This is a genomic window from Sphingobacterium sp. BS-2 (assembly GCF_046161205.1).
Classification (GTDB): Bacteria; Bacteroidota; Bacteroidia; order Sphingobacteriales; family Sphingobacteriaceae; genus Sphingobacterium; species Sphingobacterium mizutaii.
In genome coordinates this window covers 129,449-144,069 of sequence record NZ_JBIXGO010000014.1, presented here as the reverse complement: position 1 = coordinate 144,069, position 14,621 = coordinate 129,449, and the positions used below count along the sequence as shown (strand labels likewise).

12 protein-coding genes are annotated in these 14,621 nt (G+C 34.0%); 2 read left to right on the top strand and 10 right to left on the bottom strand.

All coding sequences use genetic code 11. From position 1 onward, the window contains the following. Positions 1-11: 11 nt before the first annotated feature. From ACK2WI_RS05920 to ACK2WI_RS05880, 9 genes are all read right to left on the bottom strand, one after another. The gene (locus ACK2WI_RS05920; protein WP_409150055.1) at positions 12-950 is read right to left on the bottom strand and encodes a glycosyltransferase family 2 protein; all 939 of its coding nucleotides are present in this window, start codon (positions 948-950) and stop codon (positions 12-14) included. A gap of 57 nt (positions 951-1,007) precedes the next feature. Beyond that, positions 1,008-1,730, bottom strand: coding sequence for a WbqC family protein (locus ACK2WI_RS05915; RefSeq protein ID WP_409150054.1), 723 nt, complete (start codon positions 1,728-1,730; stop codon positions 1,008-1,010). A gap of 121 nt (positions 1,731-1,851) precedes the next feature. After that, entirely contained in the window at positions 1,852-2,499 is a 648-nt protein-coding gene (locus tag ACK2WI_RS05910; RefSeq protein ID WP_409150053.1) for a NeuD/PglB/VioB family sugar acetyltransferase, read from the bottom strand. Further along, positions 2,500-3,585, bottom strand: a complete 1,086-nt coding sequence (locus ACK2WI_RS05905) for a DegT/DnrJ/EryC1/StrS family aminotransferase (protein WP_312696796.1) — start codon at positions 3,583-3,585, stop codon at positions 2,500-2,502. A 37-nt stretch (positions 3,586-3,622) separates the two neighbouring features. After that, positions 3,623-4,543 carry a glycosyltransferase family 2 protein gene (locus tag ACK2WI_RS05900; protein WP_409150052.1) on the bottom strand — a complete coding sequence of 307 codons (921 nt, stop codon included), beginning with the start codon at positions 4,541-4,543 and terminating at the stop codon, positions 3,623-3,625. Between the two features lie 9 nt (positions 4,544-4,552). Further along, complete coding sequence (locus tag ACK2WI_RS05895) at positions 4,553-6,079, bottom strand: lipopolysaccharide biosynthesis protein (protein WP_409150051.1); 1,527 nt, start codon at positions 6,077-6,079, stop codon at positions 4,553-4,555. Between the two features lie 6 nt (positions 6,080-6,085). Then, a complete protein-coding gene (locus tag ACK2WI_RS05890) occupies positions 6,086-7,045 on the bottom strand; it encodes an NAD-dependent epimerase/dehydratase family protein (protein ID WP_312696799.1) in 960 nt (319 codons plus the stop codon). 14 nt (positions 7,046-7,059) lie between these two features. Further along, positions 7,060-8,289, bottom strand: coding sequence for an MraY family glycosyltransferase (locus ACK2WI_RS05885; protein WP_409150050.1), 1,230 nt, complete (start codon positions 8,287-8,289; stop codon positions 7,060-7,062). A 397-nt stretch (positions 8,290-8,686) separates the two neighbouring features. Next, a complete protein-coding gene (locus tag ACK2WI_RS05880) occupies positions 8,687-9,112 on the bottom strand; it encodes a BT0820 family HAD-type phosphatase (RefSeq protein ID WP_312696801.1) in 426 nt (141 codons plus the stop codon). 358 nt (positions 9,113-9,470) lie between these two features. On the opposite strand from ACK2WI_RS05880, the gene ACK2WI_RS05875 reads away from it, so the two are divergent. Both ACK2WI_RS05875 and ACK2WI_RS05870 read left to right on the top strand, forming a co-directional pair. Continuing rightward, positions 9,471-10,370, top strand: coding sequence for a DUF3078 domain-containing protein (locus tag ACK2WI_RS05875; RefSeq protein WP_409150049.1), 900 nt, complete (start codon positions 9,471-9,473; stop codon positions 10,368-10,370). A gap of 738 nt (positions 10,371-11,108) precedes the next feature. Further along, positions 11,109-12,845 (top strand): thiamine pyrophosphate-dependent enzyme, encoded by a 1,737-nt coding sequence (locus ACK2WI_RS05870; protein ID WP_409150048.1) that lies wholly within the window; start codon positions 11,109-11,111, stop codon positions 12,843-12,845. A gap of 88 nt (positions 12,846-12,933) precedes the next feature. Here the strand turns inward: ACK2WI_RS05870 and ACK2WI_RS05865 are convergent, their stop codons facing one another. Continuing rightward, the gene (locus ACK2WI_RS05865) at positions 12,934-14,598 is read right to left on the bottom strand and encodes an AarF/ABC1/UbiB kinase family protein (RefSeq protein ID WP_093097085.1); all 1,665 of its coding nucleotides are present in this window, start codon (positions 14,596-14,598) and stop codon (positions 12,934-12,936) included. Between the last annotated feature and the right edge of the window lie 23 nt (positions 14,599-14,621).

Here is a 14,621-nt window from a genome sequence, read left to right as displayed (position 1 = left end):
CTAAATAATTATTATTTATTTTGTAGCCGAACTTTGTCAATAATTATTTTAACAACTAAGAACCAATCATATTTATTAGCTTGAATAAAATTATTGACCTTTTCTGAAGTCGTTGAAGCTGGATGAAAGAAAATTTTAAGATGTAATTGTTTTAGAATATTCTTGATTATTTTAAGATTCGATTTTTCGTTGAATGCATTTTTAAATGATTCCATATGCAAGATATATTTTCGAAAAAATGAAACATCTTGAGTTTGATTTGTTAAACCTCCAGAATGCCTTCTATATGTCGAAGTAGTATCAGTAATTCCATAACTCTTACCAGCCTTCATCATGTATAGAAATAAAACTGTATCTCCATACATAAATTTATGCTTACGAAAAAAACTAGGGAACTTTTTAAAATGATCAGAATTTTTCATAAAAAAGGATGACGTATGCGCTATCCAGTCCTTAATAATCTCATCACTTTTAAATTCTCTATTTATTTCAACCTTAGTTAGTTCGTTAGACTGATTATACTCACCATCTTCGATTTTAACATTTACATTTGAAAAAACTATGGAATATTCATCATTCTTACTCAAGAAATTATATTGTTTTGTTAATTTATCATTATCTACCCAAAAATCATCTCCTTCACATATAGCTACATATTCTCCCTTAACATTTTCTATTGTCCATAAAAAGTTCTCTAACGCTCCAAGGTTTTTTTCCTGATTAACATAATTAATAATAAAGTTTTCAGGAACTTTAACGTTTGAAAAATATTCTTTTAAGATTTCATCCGTGTTATCTGGAGACTTATCATTAGAAATTAAGATTTCTACTATACCTTCGAAATTTTGAGAAAGTATTCCATCCAAAGCCTGTACTATATAATTAGCATGACCATAAGTAGTCATAATTACAGAAACATCAATTTTTCTGTTAATAATTGGGTTTACCATAGAATTTATAAGATAATTAAAGTAAATAGCTTGCAAAAAGGTCTGGCAATTGCAACATTAAACTAACTTAATCTGATCTAACATTTGATGAATTTCATCTTTTGAATTGAACATCAATGCATCCAAAATTGATAGCGCAGGCTCAAATTCTCTATATCCTTGTTTATAATCTTTGAGTTTAATTTGATGAAAATACATATCAATATCAGCATTAATATATTTATCTCTATTAAAGAATACTTGGCCTCCAATAGGATTAATATAAGTTAATTGTGCTCCTAAGCTTTTACAAATATTTAATGCCCATTCATCAGGATTTTTCGGTTCATCAATCTTTAATCCCATTTTTGAAAAGACTAAAATTTCCTTAGGCATATCAAGAAATAAACATAATTCCGTAAGGATATGTTTGTTTAAAGAAGTAATATCATCAAAATCCTTTGAGAAAACTTTTCTCAGAAAATCCATGACTACATCATAATTTGGCGCAATTTTTTTATAAATCTGAAATTGTGCTAAAATCTTATCTTTCCAAGGTTTAGAATTATCTAATTTACAATCTTTAATCAAGGTTGATCTACCATTTTCTTTTTTCAATGGTACCTGAATGTACAACCATCCTTCCTTTTGTTTTAATATTCTATTTCGCTCAATCCAACCCTTTCTAATAAATTGGACAGTATCTAATAAAATAAACTTATCAGTATGTTTTATTAAACTGATATAACCCAAATACGGAAAAAAATATGGCTGCATTATACCTATTTTTTTTCTAAGCATAATGAATTTGTTCTAAGATGTTAAAATTACTAGTGTGTGTTTAGTCTGCGTGATTTCTGTTTTTTTTTGTTTTCTTTTTTTAATCCATATCACAAAATTTAATACCCTTAAAGTTTTACTATTATTTTAAATAATTATTGTTTTCTTTTATTATTTTACCTGGAACCCCGACTACTGTGCATCCATCCGGAATGTCCCTATTTATAACTGAACCAGCACCAACAACTACTCCTCTGCCAACAGTAATATTTGGAAGAATTGTGCAATTAGTGCCTAAAAATGTTAATTCACCAATTCTACAATTTCCTGAAATAGCAGAACCTGGACAGACTTCAACAAAATCATCAATTAAAACATCATGGCCAATTGAAGCCATTTGGTTAACCAAAACCCCTTTTCCTAGTTTAACATCATTGGTAATTACGGAATTCAACATTATGTTTGACGCGGCACCAATTTCCACACCAAATGATCCTATTTTACTAGTTGAAGATATTATAGAATACGGAATTCCACCAATATTTATAAATTTTTGATATGCAAAAGATCTCAAAAAAGGACCACCTAAACCTAAAACAAAACGATTGTCAATTTTCTTAAAATAGTCAGTTGCTTCTTCAAGGTTTCGGAGGATTTCGAATTCATTGTAAAGTTTATTAGGAAGATCAGATGAAATATCATCAAAAAATACAATATCACTCTTATTTTCCTTTTCTAAGCAAACTTCCAAAACTTCCTTGGCTAAGCCTTTTGCTCCAAATATTAACATTTAATTGTTATTTTGACTCCTTAATATTAGCCTACATATCCAGTCTACTTCCTCATCAGTCAATTCATAAAACAAGGGAAGACACAAGACCCTCTTCGCAATATCATCTGTAACCTCACATTGAATTGGTGTTAAATATGGCAAACTTGAAGATAGACTTGGATAAAAATATCTCCTTGTAAAAATTTCATTGGTATCTAAAGTAGTTTTGATTTTTAACAATAGTTCCTCTGATTCTAAAATATATACCAAGTAAGCTCCATTTTGTGTTGATTTACCATGCCACTTTGGAATCCTTGCATTTAACCCCTTAAGATTATCTTCATATTTTTTAATAATCTCCAAGCGTCTGTTTATTATTCTATCTAACCAGTTGAAATTAACCAATCCCATGGCAGCATGAAATTCAGAATTCTTTCCATTTAATCCCAGTTCATCAAAACTGCTGTATCCTGAAATCCCAAAATTTCTCATATATGCAATTTTCTTTAGTAAATCTGGATCTTTGGTAATGACGAGGCCTCCTTCAATACTATGATAGAGCTTTGTAGCATGAAGACTGCAAGTACTTATATCACCATATTCAAATATTGATCTTCCATTCACTTTTACCCCAAATGCATGTGCTCCATCATAAATAACTTTTAGCTTATGCTTCCTAGCAATAATTTCTATCGCTTCCACATCACAGGGATTGCCATAAACGTGTGTTGCCAAAATTGCACTTGTATCTGGACCAATCGCTTCTTCTATTTTTCTTGGATCAATATTTAATGTATCTGGGTCAATATCAACAAACTTTGGTATGCAACCTTCCCATACAATCGAGGAGGTCGTAGCAACAAAAGAAAATGGTGTGGTAATAATTTCTCCCTTGAGATCTAAAGCTTTAATAGCCAATTGCAAAGCAACTGTTCCATTCGTAACATACAACAAATGTTTAATGCCTAAGTAGTTCTTAAGCTCCATTTCTAATTTGCTTGCTAAAGGCCCCATGTTAGTCAACCATTTTCGTGACCAGATGCCGTCTAAATAATCTTTATAATCTTCAATCGGAGGTAAAAATGGTTTGGTAACTGGTATCATTATTAATTATTTAAATAACAACTAAAATTAAAGTTTTCTACATTATCTTACTAAGAATAAAACGAAAAGCCATCTTAATCTTATCTCTCCTTTTAACTAATACACATTTATTAATCACTAAAATCTTGCTGATTGGCAAAAACTTTATCACCTGATTATAATAATCATAGACACATTTTTCGTACAATCTACTTTTGGAAGTTTCCTCAAAATAATAAGCATCAAATCTATTGGATGGTCTATCATAATTTAAATTAAACAGCCATAAGTATAATTTTGTAGTCGCCTGTAACTTTTCGAACAGCAAATTTTGATTACTTGACAAATGATAACTTGAAATTCTAAATTTAAATAACATTTGGTTAGTGTTGGCAACTCCGTTTTCTGAATATAATAGGGTTGATGCTACATCTGAACCAAAAGCAAATGGAAAGTCTATAAATCCTTTGCTTTTCAAAACACTAGATTTGAACATATAATTTCCTATACAAGTAAATATAGAAGCTTTATACCATGAATATAAAAACTCATATTTACTACACTTTTCAGGGATTATGCCATCGACTCCTATAGTATTATTATTCTCATCAATTTGTTCGACCATAGATCTAATAATATCTACTTCAGGATATTTATTAGCTAAATCTACACAATTTTGAAGAAATTCCGAATCATATAAATCATCATCTGCAGCTAATACAATATAATCTCCTTTTGCAAATTGAATACAATGATTCCATTGCTTTACAAGACTTTTCCCACCAATATTTTCAGCATTTTTATGATATGTAATCCTCGGATCCGTAATGGAATGTAACAAAGAGTCTAAATCCTCTGGGGAAGCATCATTAACAATTATCAACTCAAAGTTGGTAAAACTTTGATTCAAAATACTATCAATGGCCGCTTCTAAAAATTTTAGTTTGTATGCGGGCAATACAACAGAAACAAAACTCATAATTATTAATTAATTACTCACACCAAGTCTTGATTGAATCACATTCTTTAGGTATAACCTTTCAGTATCATTCATTCCTAAAAAATATGAAGAAATCAATACGCCAAAAATTGAAGATAAAACAACCAATAATAACCGAATGAATGAATCATCCATAAAAAGCAATAATATTATAGGCACTAAAACGGCAATCGCAAAAATCAATAGACAATTGATCACAACTTCTTTTACATAGGTTAATTTTGACATCTTTATTAAAGGAGAAACAATAATCAATCGGAAAATCTGACCAACAATTTCAACTATAAAATGTACAATAAAAACAGTAATAACTGGAAAATTATTAGCAAGTAAGAAATACGAAATTGGAACAATTGTCAATGATATTACGCCTACTACAATTTCATACTTTCGGATTACCCCAGTTGCTTTAACTGCAAAAACTAATGGGTTTGCAAAGGCATTTATTAAAGTAATTAATAAAATAATCCTTACAAATCCAACTGTATAGTCTGGAACAACCTTTAACCAAATTGACAATATCATCTCAGTCTCGATTAAAATCGGCAGCGATAATATTAAAAATAAATAAAATGAAAATTTAGAACTAGCATAAATCAATTTATGCATAAAATGAAAATTTTCACTTGCATAACTTTTAGTAATTTGAGGATTAATTGCTGTCTGAAAACTACTAATAAACCTAATAACTAAACCTTGCATTTGCATAGCTACTCCCCTTGCAGCATTTACAGTTGTTCCAAAAAACACATTAATTAACAGGTTAATCCCTTGGTTCTGCAAAATAAATGCTGAATCTCCGAACAAACTCCATCCAGCAAATGAAGACATTTCTTTGAATAAACCCCGATCCCAAAATAATTTAGATTTAATTTCACGAAATGTTGAGTAACAATAGATAATAATCAGGATCTGAATTAAAATTTGGATAGCCAAAAGTAAGACTCCGTAAAAAATTAATTTATCGCCCGAATAAGTCTTCAAAAATATTATTAATCCAAGTTTTAATGCTAAATCTATTAGTGAAAAATAAGTGAAAACTGATATCTTTTCATGGGCAATAATTACTCCCGAAAAAGGTACGCCAATTATATTTATGGCTGTAATTACAACTGAACAATGAAAAATAACATTAGCAGCGTCCATCCTATTATCTGCAATTTGCATCTTATTCTCCATGAACCATATTCCAGTAGGTTCAGCAATTATTACAATTACTACTGCAATTAATAAATGCACTAATAAGGATGTACTAAAAATCTTCTGAAAATTTTTAAGATCCCCTTTCCCTAAGGCAAATGTTAAATATCTTGTGGAAGATGAAGTCATCGACCCACTTAATATTACAAACATAGCGACGATTCCCCCTACAACATTGTAAATCCCAAAATCTTCAACCCCTAGTTCAGTTAATAATACCCTAGAGGTATACAATGACACTAACATGCTCAAAAACATTTGAACATATAGCATAAAGGAATTCTTCGCTATTCTTTTTAAATTCTCTGAAGCCATTCTAGTTTACTTCCCAAATTCTGCATTCAACATCCTCCTTAAGCCTTCTTCCATCGAATAAGGTGGAACAAAACCCGAAGACATCGCCTTTGTAGAATCATATTTAGTAACTGCACAGAATTTCTTGACACGAACAGAACTGATCGTCAGTTTTTTTCGGCTTATAAAGGCCAACACATCAAACCCATAACCCCCTAACATCCCAATCCAATATGGAATATGGGTTGTAGGTATTTTCTTCCCTAAAATCTCACCGGTATGATAAACCAAATCATTTGTGGTAAAATCAGGTTTGTCTACATAATTATAAACATTATAACCTTCGCGTTTGTGCTGAATCAAAAACTCAAGGAATGCTACAACATTCCCAACATAGGACATAGATTTTTGGTTCTTTCCATCCCCTATCATCATGAATTTCCCTGAAGCAATTTGATTCAAAAGGTTAAATACATTTCCTCTATTTCCCTCTCCAAATATCACGGTAGGACGAACGATATTCACATTCCAATCCGAATGGGTCTTATACCATTCCTGTAGCACTTGTTCAGCCTCCCACTTACTCTTTCCATAATGGTTAAAGGCATCCGCAGGGAAAGATTCATCCGGATTATCCTTATCTAAACCATAAACCGCAACAGAGCTCGTAAAGATTAACCTATTGACTCCATTGGCTTCCATCGCTTCAAGGGTATGTCTCATCCCCTCTACATTCACATCATAATAAAGTGAAGTTGGAGAAACATCATCCCTATGCTCGGCAGCTAACAAAATAACAACATCCTGCCCCTTCAAAAGCTCTTTTAATCGAACTTTGTCGAGCACATTTGCAATCTTTGTTATTTGCGGATAACTAGAACTTTGTTGTTTATCAATATTGATAAGGTTTAGTGTGGGAGTATCAATGAGGTTTCCAATTAGCTTTGTGCCAACAAAACCTGAACCACCGATAATAGCTATATTCATCTATGATCTAAATGTTATATTTTTTTTGTTAATGTGACGGAAACTGCATTTGAAGCTACACCAGTTTTCACTTCTTTTAATGGATCCTCAGCAAATTGAACCGTTTCTACTTTAATAATTTCTTGCTCCATTTCTTGATTAACAAGTTTTGCGTTTCTTTTGTTCACAAAATAATTGAAAGTCAATGTAAATAAAAACCATAAAACTAAATCCAATAGAACAACAATATTATTGCTAATAAATTGGACCGTGATAATATTAAAAGCACAGAAAAACAAAGAGAGACCGATGATGCTCATCATTGCACTTTTGTGTGAAAGTCCAGAACGAAGTAATTTATGGTGTAAGTGACTACGATCAGCTTTAAATAAGGGCAATCCTTTAAACCATCTAATAAATATAACTCTTGCTACATCAAATACAGGAACAATTAAGGTTGAGAAAGCAACAACAATTGCACCTTCTGAAAAAGGCTTGATACTTTTATTGTTCATTGCAAAACTTATTGCTAAGAAGGCCATTGTATAACCCAAAGTCATACTTCCCGTATCCCCCATGAATATCCTTCTTCTCCTTTTGGATGCCCCAAAAACATTATAATAGAAAAATGATATTAATATACCGGTTGTAATAAATGCCAATAAAGCATGGATCCAGGCATGGTAAAATGCAAATAACGTACCTAATACTAGGCACCCTACTCCAACCAACCCTGAACACAAACCATCTAGACCATCAATTAGATTGATGGCATTGATAATTAGAACGACGGCAAAAATCGTGAGGGGAATACCTGCCCATGCAGGAAGGTAAGTTAGGAACATTAAACCATATAGGTCATTGATCCATAAACCAGCTAAAGGAAAAAATGTAGCCACTAATATCTGAGCTACAAACTTCCATTTATAGCTTACTCCAATTAAATCATCCGCAATACCAATGATATAAAGAATAACCAACCCACAAATCAGCATGATAAACATGGGAAACACTTCCCATGTCACAATCCCCAAATTGACAAAATTGGTTTTATAAACTAATACAACGGTAATGGCTAATAAACAACATTGAATGGGAACAAATGCAACTCCACCTAACCTAGGTACTATACTTTGATGGACTTTTCTAGCATCGATGGGGTCAAATAGCCTCTTCCTATATGTAATAAGCATAATGTATGGGATGATAATCTTCCCAAGAAATATGGCTAGTAAAAAAGGAACAAGTAGAATGATAAACTCCATCGACTTAATTATTTAGACTTTTTTTTGTCAGTAGATTCAGTTACACTATGTCTAACCAACAATTTAATTTTGCTATAACAATTAGCATTTGTTTGGAACAAATTTATAACATATTTACAGGGCAAACGAGTGTTTAACCCCTTCTATATCTTCTTTTTCTCTATTTGTAGCCCAAACCTTACACCCCTATTTACGTGCTTAAACATTTAATTTTAAAGTTTTATCTTTTGAGGATAGCCTTTATTAATACCATTAAGAAAGATTTAAAACCCATATTTTTTGGGCGTTAGAATAACATTTAGGATATTGTTGAGGAATTATTACCACACACCTCAACATTAAGGATTGAAATCGTTAATAATATTATAAAAATAGAAATTTTAAAGTAATAAATAAATTATTTGAAGAACTTTTTCCAAGCTGAACCTTTAGAAGGTCGGTGGCCCTCTTGGTATATTTCATCTGTATTGAACTGCAGCTCATGGGCCATTTTCCGATTGATTGCTCGATAAATTATCCCCCAATCGGGCAACCCACCAAAGTTCCGGTCATCGATAAATAGATCTGCACTTAGCTTTCTGGAGCCTTGGCTCCGATCTTCTTCAGGAAAATTGGAATTGTGAGCATAGAAAACCAGCCCCTGATCTTTACAATAATCAATTGCCTCTTGTAACAACTCGCCTTCCCTTACGGTCCACAAAATCAAAATATGAGAATCATTCTGTAACTGCTTCAAAGTATCAATTGCAAAAGGAATCTGTTTTCCGATCTTAGGATATCTATGTTCAACTATGGTTCCATCGAAATCTACCGCAATTACCATCTTTCATTATTTTTTATCTAATACAACAAATTCTAGTCCAAATATCCAATAAAATTTCAGCTCTTTGCGATCATATCGTAAAGAATATTTTATATTTTTTCATAATGAAAAATCCTTTTATTCAAAATATAATTTTGTAAAAGTTACAATCATTTATTTTTTTCAAAATATAATTAGGAAAGAATCCAAAATCATATAACCTGCTCCTAAATGATTTAAATCAAGATTAGTTTCCCAATTCCTATTACTGAAAAACATAGACTTCAGTCCTCTTCAATTCCATCGGCTTGCATAGATATTAAGATTTAATAATTTAGCGCCGCAAATTTCACAACTATTCACAAAATAATTATCAATCATGAAAGTATTAAAAGTTGCTTTTTTATCTGCTGTTACCTTTTTCTCTTTTCAAGTTTCAGCCCAAGAATCCGAACAACAAGACGCCCCACAGGCAGACACGACCAAAACTTGGACGATCAAAGGAGAAAATACATTCTTGTTAAACCAAAGCTCTTTTTCTAACTGGGCGGCAGGTGGAGTTAATTCCTTAGCGGGTAACCTAATTTTCAATTATGACTTCAATTACAAAAAAGACAAATGGAATTGGGATAATAAATTGATCGCAGCCTACGGACAGACCTACCAAAAAGAAACAGATTGGAGAAAAAACGACGATCGATTCTCTTTAAATAGTTTACTTGGTTACCAAGCTGCTGAAAAATGGTATTACACTTTTTTCATGAACTTCAACACACAATTTGCAAACGGTTATGAGTATGATGGCGCAACTAGAGGTAGAAAAATTTCTGCTCCTTTTGCTCCAGCATATTTAAGCTTTGGTCCAGGTATTGCCTATAAACAGTCTGACAACTTTAAAATTAACATCTCTCCTGCATCAGCAAGATTCGTTATGGTAGGTGCAGAAAGCTTAAGACCTGATTTCGGAGTTGATCCGGATAAATTCTCAAGAAATGAATTCGGTGCTGCTTTAGATGCGTATTACAAAGTCGGATTAATGGAAAACATTACTTTTGAAAATATCCTGAAATTATATTCCAATTATCTAGAAGATCCACAAAATGTCGATGTGGATTATTTAGCAAACCTTAATCTTCAAGTAAACAAATTTATCACGGTCAATGCAGCTGTGCAATTAGTATATGATGACAACGTGAATGTTCCTAAAAGTGATGGCACTAAGGGACCTGGACTTCAGGTAAGACAGATTCTAGGTGCAGGGGTTACCTATAAGTTTTAATATCCTTCTATAATAAAATATCATTACGAAAAGCGGCCAAATGGCCGCTTTTTTTATACCTCTATAACCTAAGTCATTAAGTTAAGGATTTTATGTACTAAGGTTCATTTGAAGCATCTCGGAGAGATGCGAACCTTCAAACTCAACGACGGCCTTTATTGAATTGAAGATGACAAAGCCTCTAGGAGGAGAACCGTACAGATTCTTCACTAATCCGTACAAAATTGGAAATGAATTCAGTAGGGATTTTCAGAAAAATATTTCACCCACACTGTGGGTTATTCGATTAACGATCCGATTTTCTACAAAGAAGTCACCCCCTCTGAGGGTTTTCTACAAACATTTATCCTTCCGCATGAAGTCCTTTAGCATCCGGCTCATTTCCAGTGGCGGAAAAATGGATAGAATGCCGATGCCCTGCGCGATGGGATTGGCCTTGGAATGCTTTCAGAATATCATCCCTTTTAATGGGATGATATTCTGAAAGATATTCCCGACAACAAGGCATTCTATCCATGTGTGGGAGCCTGTGCGAAATGCCACCTTAAATGGGCCGAAGCCTTTTGGTTACTTTTGGGCTTCAAAAGTAACGAAGAATCTAAATTTTTGTTTTTTCATTAACTTAATGACATTGCCCTATGGCCTAAGTCCTATTCCGTATTATTTGAGTTTTACGAAACCAAAAGATTGAATCCCTGTTATTTAAATAAGGAAATAAAACATAAAATCTTATTCAAAATGGCTAAAATAGTTGCAGAACAATTGGTAGAAATGCTCGTAGAAGCAGGAGTTAAACGGGTATATGCAGTAACAGGTGATAGTTTGAATTTTTTCAATGAAGCAATTAGAAAAGATGGAAGGATACAATGGGTCCATGTCAGACACGAAGAAGTAGGTGCTTATGCCGCCGCTGCCGAGGCAGAGCTTGATGGCTTAGCTTGTTGTGCCGGAAGCTGTGGTCCTGGGCATATACATTTAATAAATGGAGTATATGAAGCACATCGAGCACATGTACCCATGCTCGTCATTGCATCGACCATTCCAACTAATCAGATGGGAACCGGCTACTTCCAAGAAACCAATACTTACAAGCTTTTCGATGACTGTAGCGGATATAACCAACTGATCACGACTGCTGAACAAGCACCACGAATTATCCAATCTGCAATTCAACATGCCATTTCTCAAAAAGGAGTAAGTGTAATAGGCTTGCCAGGAGATGTTTCTGAATTGAAAGCCAAAGAATCAGTCACTTCAACCCAAATTTTCCGTTGCAATCCATTAATCAGGCCTTCTGATAGAGAACTTCAAACCATAGCGGATCTCATTAATAAAGGCTTAAAGATCACATTATACGCAGGAATTGGAGCAATAGGCGCTAGATCAGAATTACAGCTATTGGCAGAAAAACTAAAATCTCCAGTAGGTTATAGCTTTAGGGGGAAAATGAATGCCCAACTTCCTCCTCCATATGATGTAGGAATGACTGGCCTATTAGGCATCCCATCTTGTTACCAAGCTATGAAAGAAGCTGATGTTTTGGTTTTACTCGGCACGGACATGCCTTATGACGATTTTATGCCGACGGACAATAAGATTATCCAGATTGATACCGCAGAGGAAAGACTTGGCAGAAGATGCAAACTTGATATTGGGGCTGTAGGTGATATCAAAGAAACGATTCTTGCCTTATTGCCACTCCTTGACCAAAAAGTTGACAGTGCTTTTCTGGATTCCTTTGGAAAATTCTCGAAAAAGGTTCAGGAGAACCTTCATGAATATGTTGATGATATCGGGACTCAAGATGCCATCCAGCCTGAATTTGTTGCTGATGTCATAAACAAACACGCGAGCCCAAACGCCATATTCACCCTTGATACTGGAATGACCTGTGTTTGGGGTGCAAGGTATATTCAACAGACTGGGGATCGCAAGATGTTAGGATCTTTTAACCATGGTAGTATGGCAAACGCCATGCCTATGGCAATTGGAGCAGCTTTTGCTCACCCAGAAAGGCAGATCATAGCAATGTGTGGAGATGGTGGCCTTTCCATGTTATTAGGTGATTTGGCTACTATCAAACAATACAATCTGCCCATTAAAATTATCGTGTTCAACAACAGAGCCTTAGGTATGGTAAAACTTGAAATGCAGGTTGCTGGTTTGGTTGATAATCAAACCGATATGCTTAACCCTGACTTTGCAAAAGTGGCTGAAGCATTCGGTATTCCAGCAATGAATATCCATAAACCTGAGGAGATAGATGCAGTCATTGCAGAAACCTTACGAGTCGAATGTCCATTCCTGTTGAACATCTTCACTAACCCAAGTGCCTTGGCAATGCCTTCCCACATCAGCGCAAACCAAGTCGTAGGCATGACAGAAAGTATGGGCAAGTTAATCCTTGGTGGCCGAATGGACGAAGTTTTCGAAACCATTAAATCAAACTACAAACATTTAAAAAGCATATTCTAACAAAAAACAGGGCAAACCCACCGTTTGCCCTGTTTTTCTATTTTTAATAGACACATTTTCTCATATCTCACATCTCAAATCTATTGTCTCATTTACTCTTATACAAATGGCTCAATAAGGCGAAACATAAGATAAAACTCATTATAAACCCAAACCAAGAAAGTACAGGGATTCCCCAAATCAAATAACCAACGCGACCATGAGCAAGAATACTTGCTCCAACACCAAAGGTCATTGCCAAAATAGACAACAAGAACTTATTCCCCATTCTATGCAAGATCAATTGAAGGTTATCAAAATCTTGCATCTTATGGTTCACAGTAATCTTATCATCCTTAACCTTTTCTAAAATAGTCAATAGATCCAAAGGAACTTCGGTTAAGACATCCTTCGCAAATTTTGCTTTCTCTTTCAGTTGACCTAGAATATATTCCGAAGAAAATTTCTCTGCTGCTATCTTTTTCGCAAATGGCTCAATACTTTCGGGCACATTGAGGTCGGCATCCAATTGTCTGCCGGTACCTTCCAAAATGGAAACTCCACGAAGTAATAAATAGACAAAATCAGGCAATAAGATATGGTTACTCTGTAATACGATATTTAGCTTTTGGAGCATCACGGAGATATCGATATCATCCAATGCATTTTGCTTGATCATTTCAAATATTTCATAAGCATCTCGCTCCAATCGCCTTTCATCTTCAATATGATGAGCTACCGAAAGCCTTTTTATGTTTTTGATCAGGCTTTTCGCATCATTTGCTAAAAAATCCAACACCATTGCTTCTATGATTTTTCTGTCTTCTGGAATCATAAAACCCATGGCACCAAAGTCAATAAAGACAATTTGGCCACGCTGATTTACAAATACATTTCCAGGATGAGGATCGGCATGGAAGAAACCATGCATCAATACCTGTTCCAGATAAAGATCCAACACGTTCTGCAAAACAGATTTTGGATAAAGCCCATATCGCTCAAAACCTTCTAGATCATTCACCTTTACGCCATCGATGTATTCCATGCAGATCAAGGTATCCGTACTATACTTCCTATAGACTTTAGGAACATATACATCTTTGTTCTCCTTAAAATTCCGCCTAAAGCGCTCAATGTTATTTATTTCATTGGTAAATGAAAGCTCATTCAACAATGAACTCTCAAATGAAAGAACAATCTGATAGAGGTTCATTTTATAAACCACTTCATATTTCCGCTGCAGTAACTTGACTAAATCCTTGATAAAATCAAGGTCAGCTTGGATTACCTCATCAATTTCTTCCCGTTTTACTTTTAATACGACTTCCTTACCATTGCTTAGTGTTGCACGGTAAACTTGGGCAATTGAGGCAGATGCAATAGGTTTTTCATCGATGGAAATAAAATGCGCATCTAGGTCAATCTCCAATTCATTGGATAGCCTTTTTCGGATATCAATTCCTTCATCAGCCACCTCATCTTGCAATTTTACCAGCTCTTCTTGTAAATCTTTTGGAATAATATCAGGACGATTGCTAAGTAATTGACCCAACTTAATAAAAGTTGGCCCCAGCTCTTCAATCGCCAACCTAACCCTTATATTAAAATCTTCTTCAAAAACTTTCCGAGCATGATTATTCCAGAACAAAAAACTATCTGGCAAAATCCTGTCCAGGTTGGATCTTGAAACAACCTCATCAAACCCATGTTTTGATAGGATTTTCAGAATCTGTCCAACTCGCTTTATTTTTTGAAAACCATTGATATGCTTCATGCTAAAATTTATATCCTAAAAGA

What these genes read in the sequence shown, in the direction of transcription:
- ACK2WI_RS05920 (WP_409150055.1), bottom strand. Translation starts at nt 950, where the DNA reads ATGGTAAACCCAATTATTAACAGAAAAATTGATGTTTCTGTAATTATG.
- ACK2WI_RS05915 (WP_409150054.1), bottom strand. Translation starts at nt 1,730, where the DNA reads ATGCTTAGAAAAAAAATAGGTATAATGCAGCCATATTTTTTTCCGTAT.
- ACK2WI_RS05910 (WP_409150053.1), bottom strand. Translation starts at nt 2,499, where the DNA reads ATGTTAATATTTGGAGCAAAAGGCTTAGCCAAGGAAGTTTTGGAAGTT.
- ACK2WI_RS05905 (WP_312696796.1), bottom strand. Translation starts at nt 3,585, where the DNA reads ATGATACCAGTTACCAAACCATTTTTACCTCCGATTGAAGATTATAAA.
- ACK2WI_RS05900 (WP_409150052.1), bottom strand. Translation starts at nt 4,543, where the DNA reads ATGAGTTTTGTTTCTGTTGTATTGCCCGCATACAAACTAAAATTTTTA.
- ACK2WI_RS05895 (WP_409150051.1), bottom strand. Translation starts at nt 6,079, where the DNA reads ATGGCTTCAGAGAATTTAAAAAGAATAGCGAAGAATTCCTTTATGCTA.
- ACK2WI_RS05890 (WP_312696799.1), bottom strand. Translation starts at nt 7,045, where the DNA reads ATGAATATAGCTATTATCGGTGGTTCAGGTTTTGTTGGCACAAAGCTA.
- ACK2WI_RS05885 (WP_409150050.1), bottom strand. Translation starts at nt 8,289, where the DNA reads ATGGAGTTTATCATTCTACTTGTTCCTTTTTTACTAGCCATATTTCTT.
- ACK2WI_RS05880 (WP_312696801.1), bottom strand. Translation starts at nt 9,112, where the DNA reads ATGGTAATTGCGGTAGATTTCGATGGAACCATAGTTGAACATAGATAT.
- ACK2WI_RS05875 (WP_409150049.1), top strand. Translation starts at nt 9,471, where the DNA reads ATGAAAGTATTAAAAGTTGCTTTTTTATCTGCTGTTACCTTTTTCTCT.
- ACK2WI_RS05870 (WP_409150048.1), top strand. Translation starts at nt 11,109, where the DNA reads ATGGCTAAAATAGTTGCAGAACAATTGGTAGAAATGCTCGTAGAAGCA.
- ACK2WI_RS05865 (WP_093097085.1), bottom strand. Translation starts at nt 14,598, where the DNA reads ATGAAGCATATCAATGGTTTTCAAAAAATAAAGCGAGTTGGACAGATT.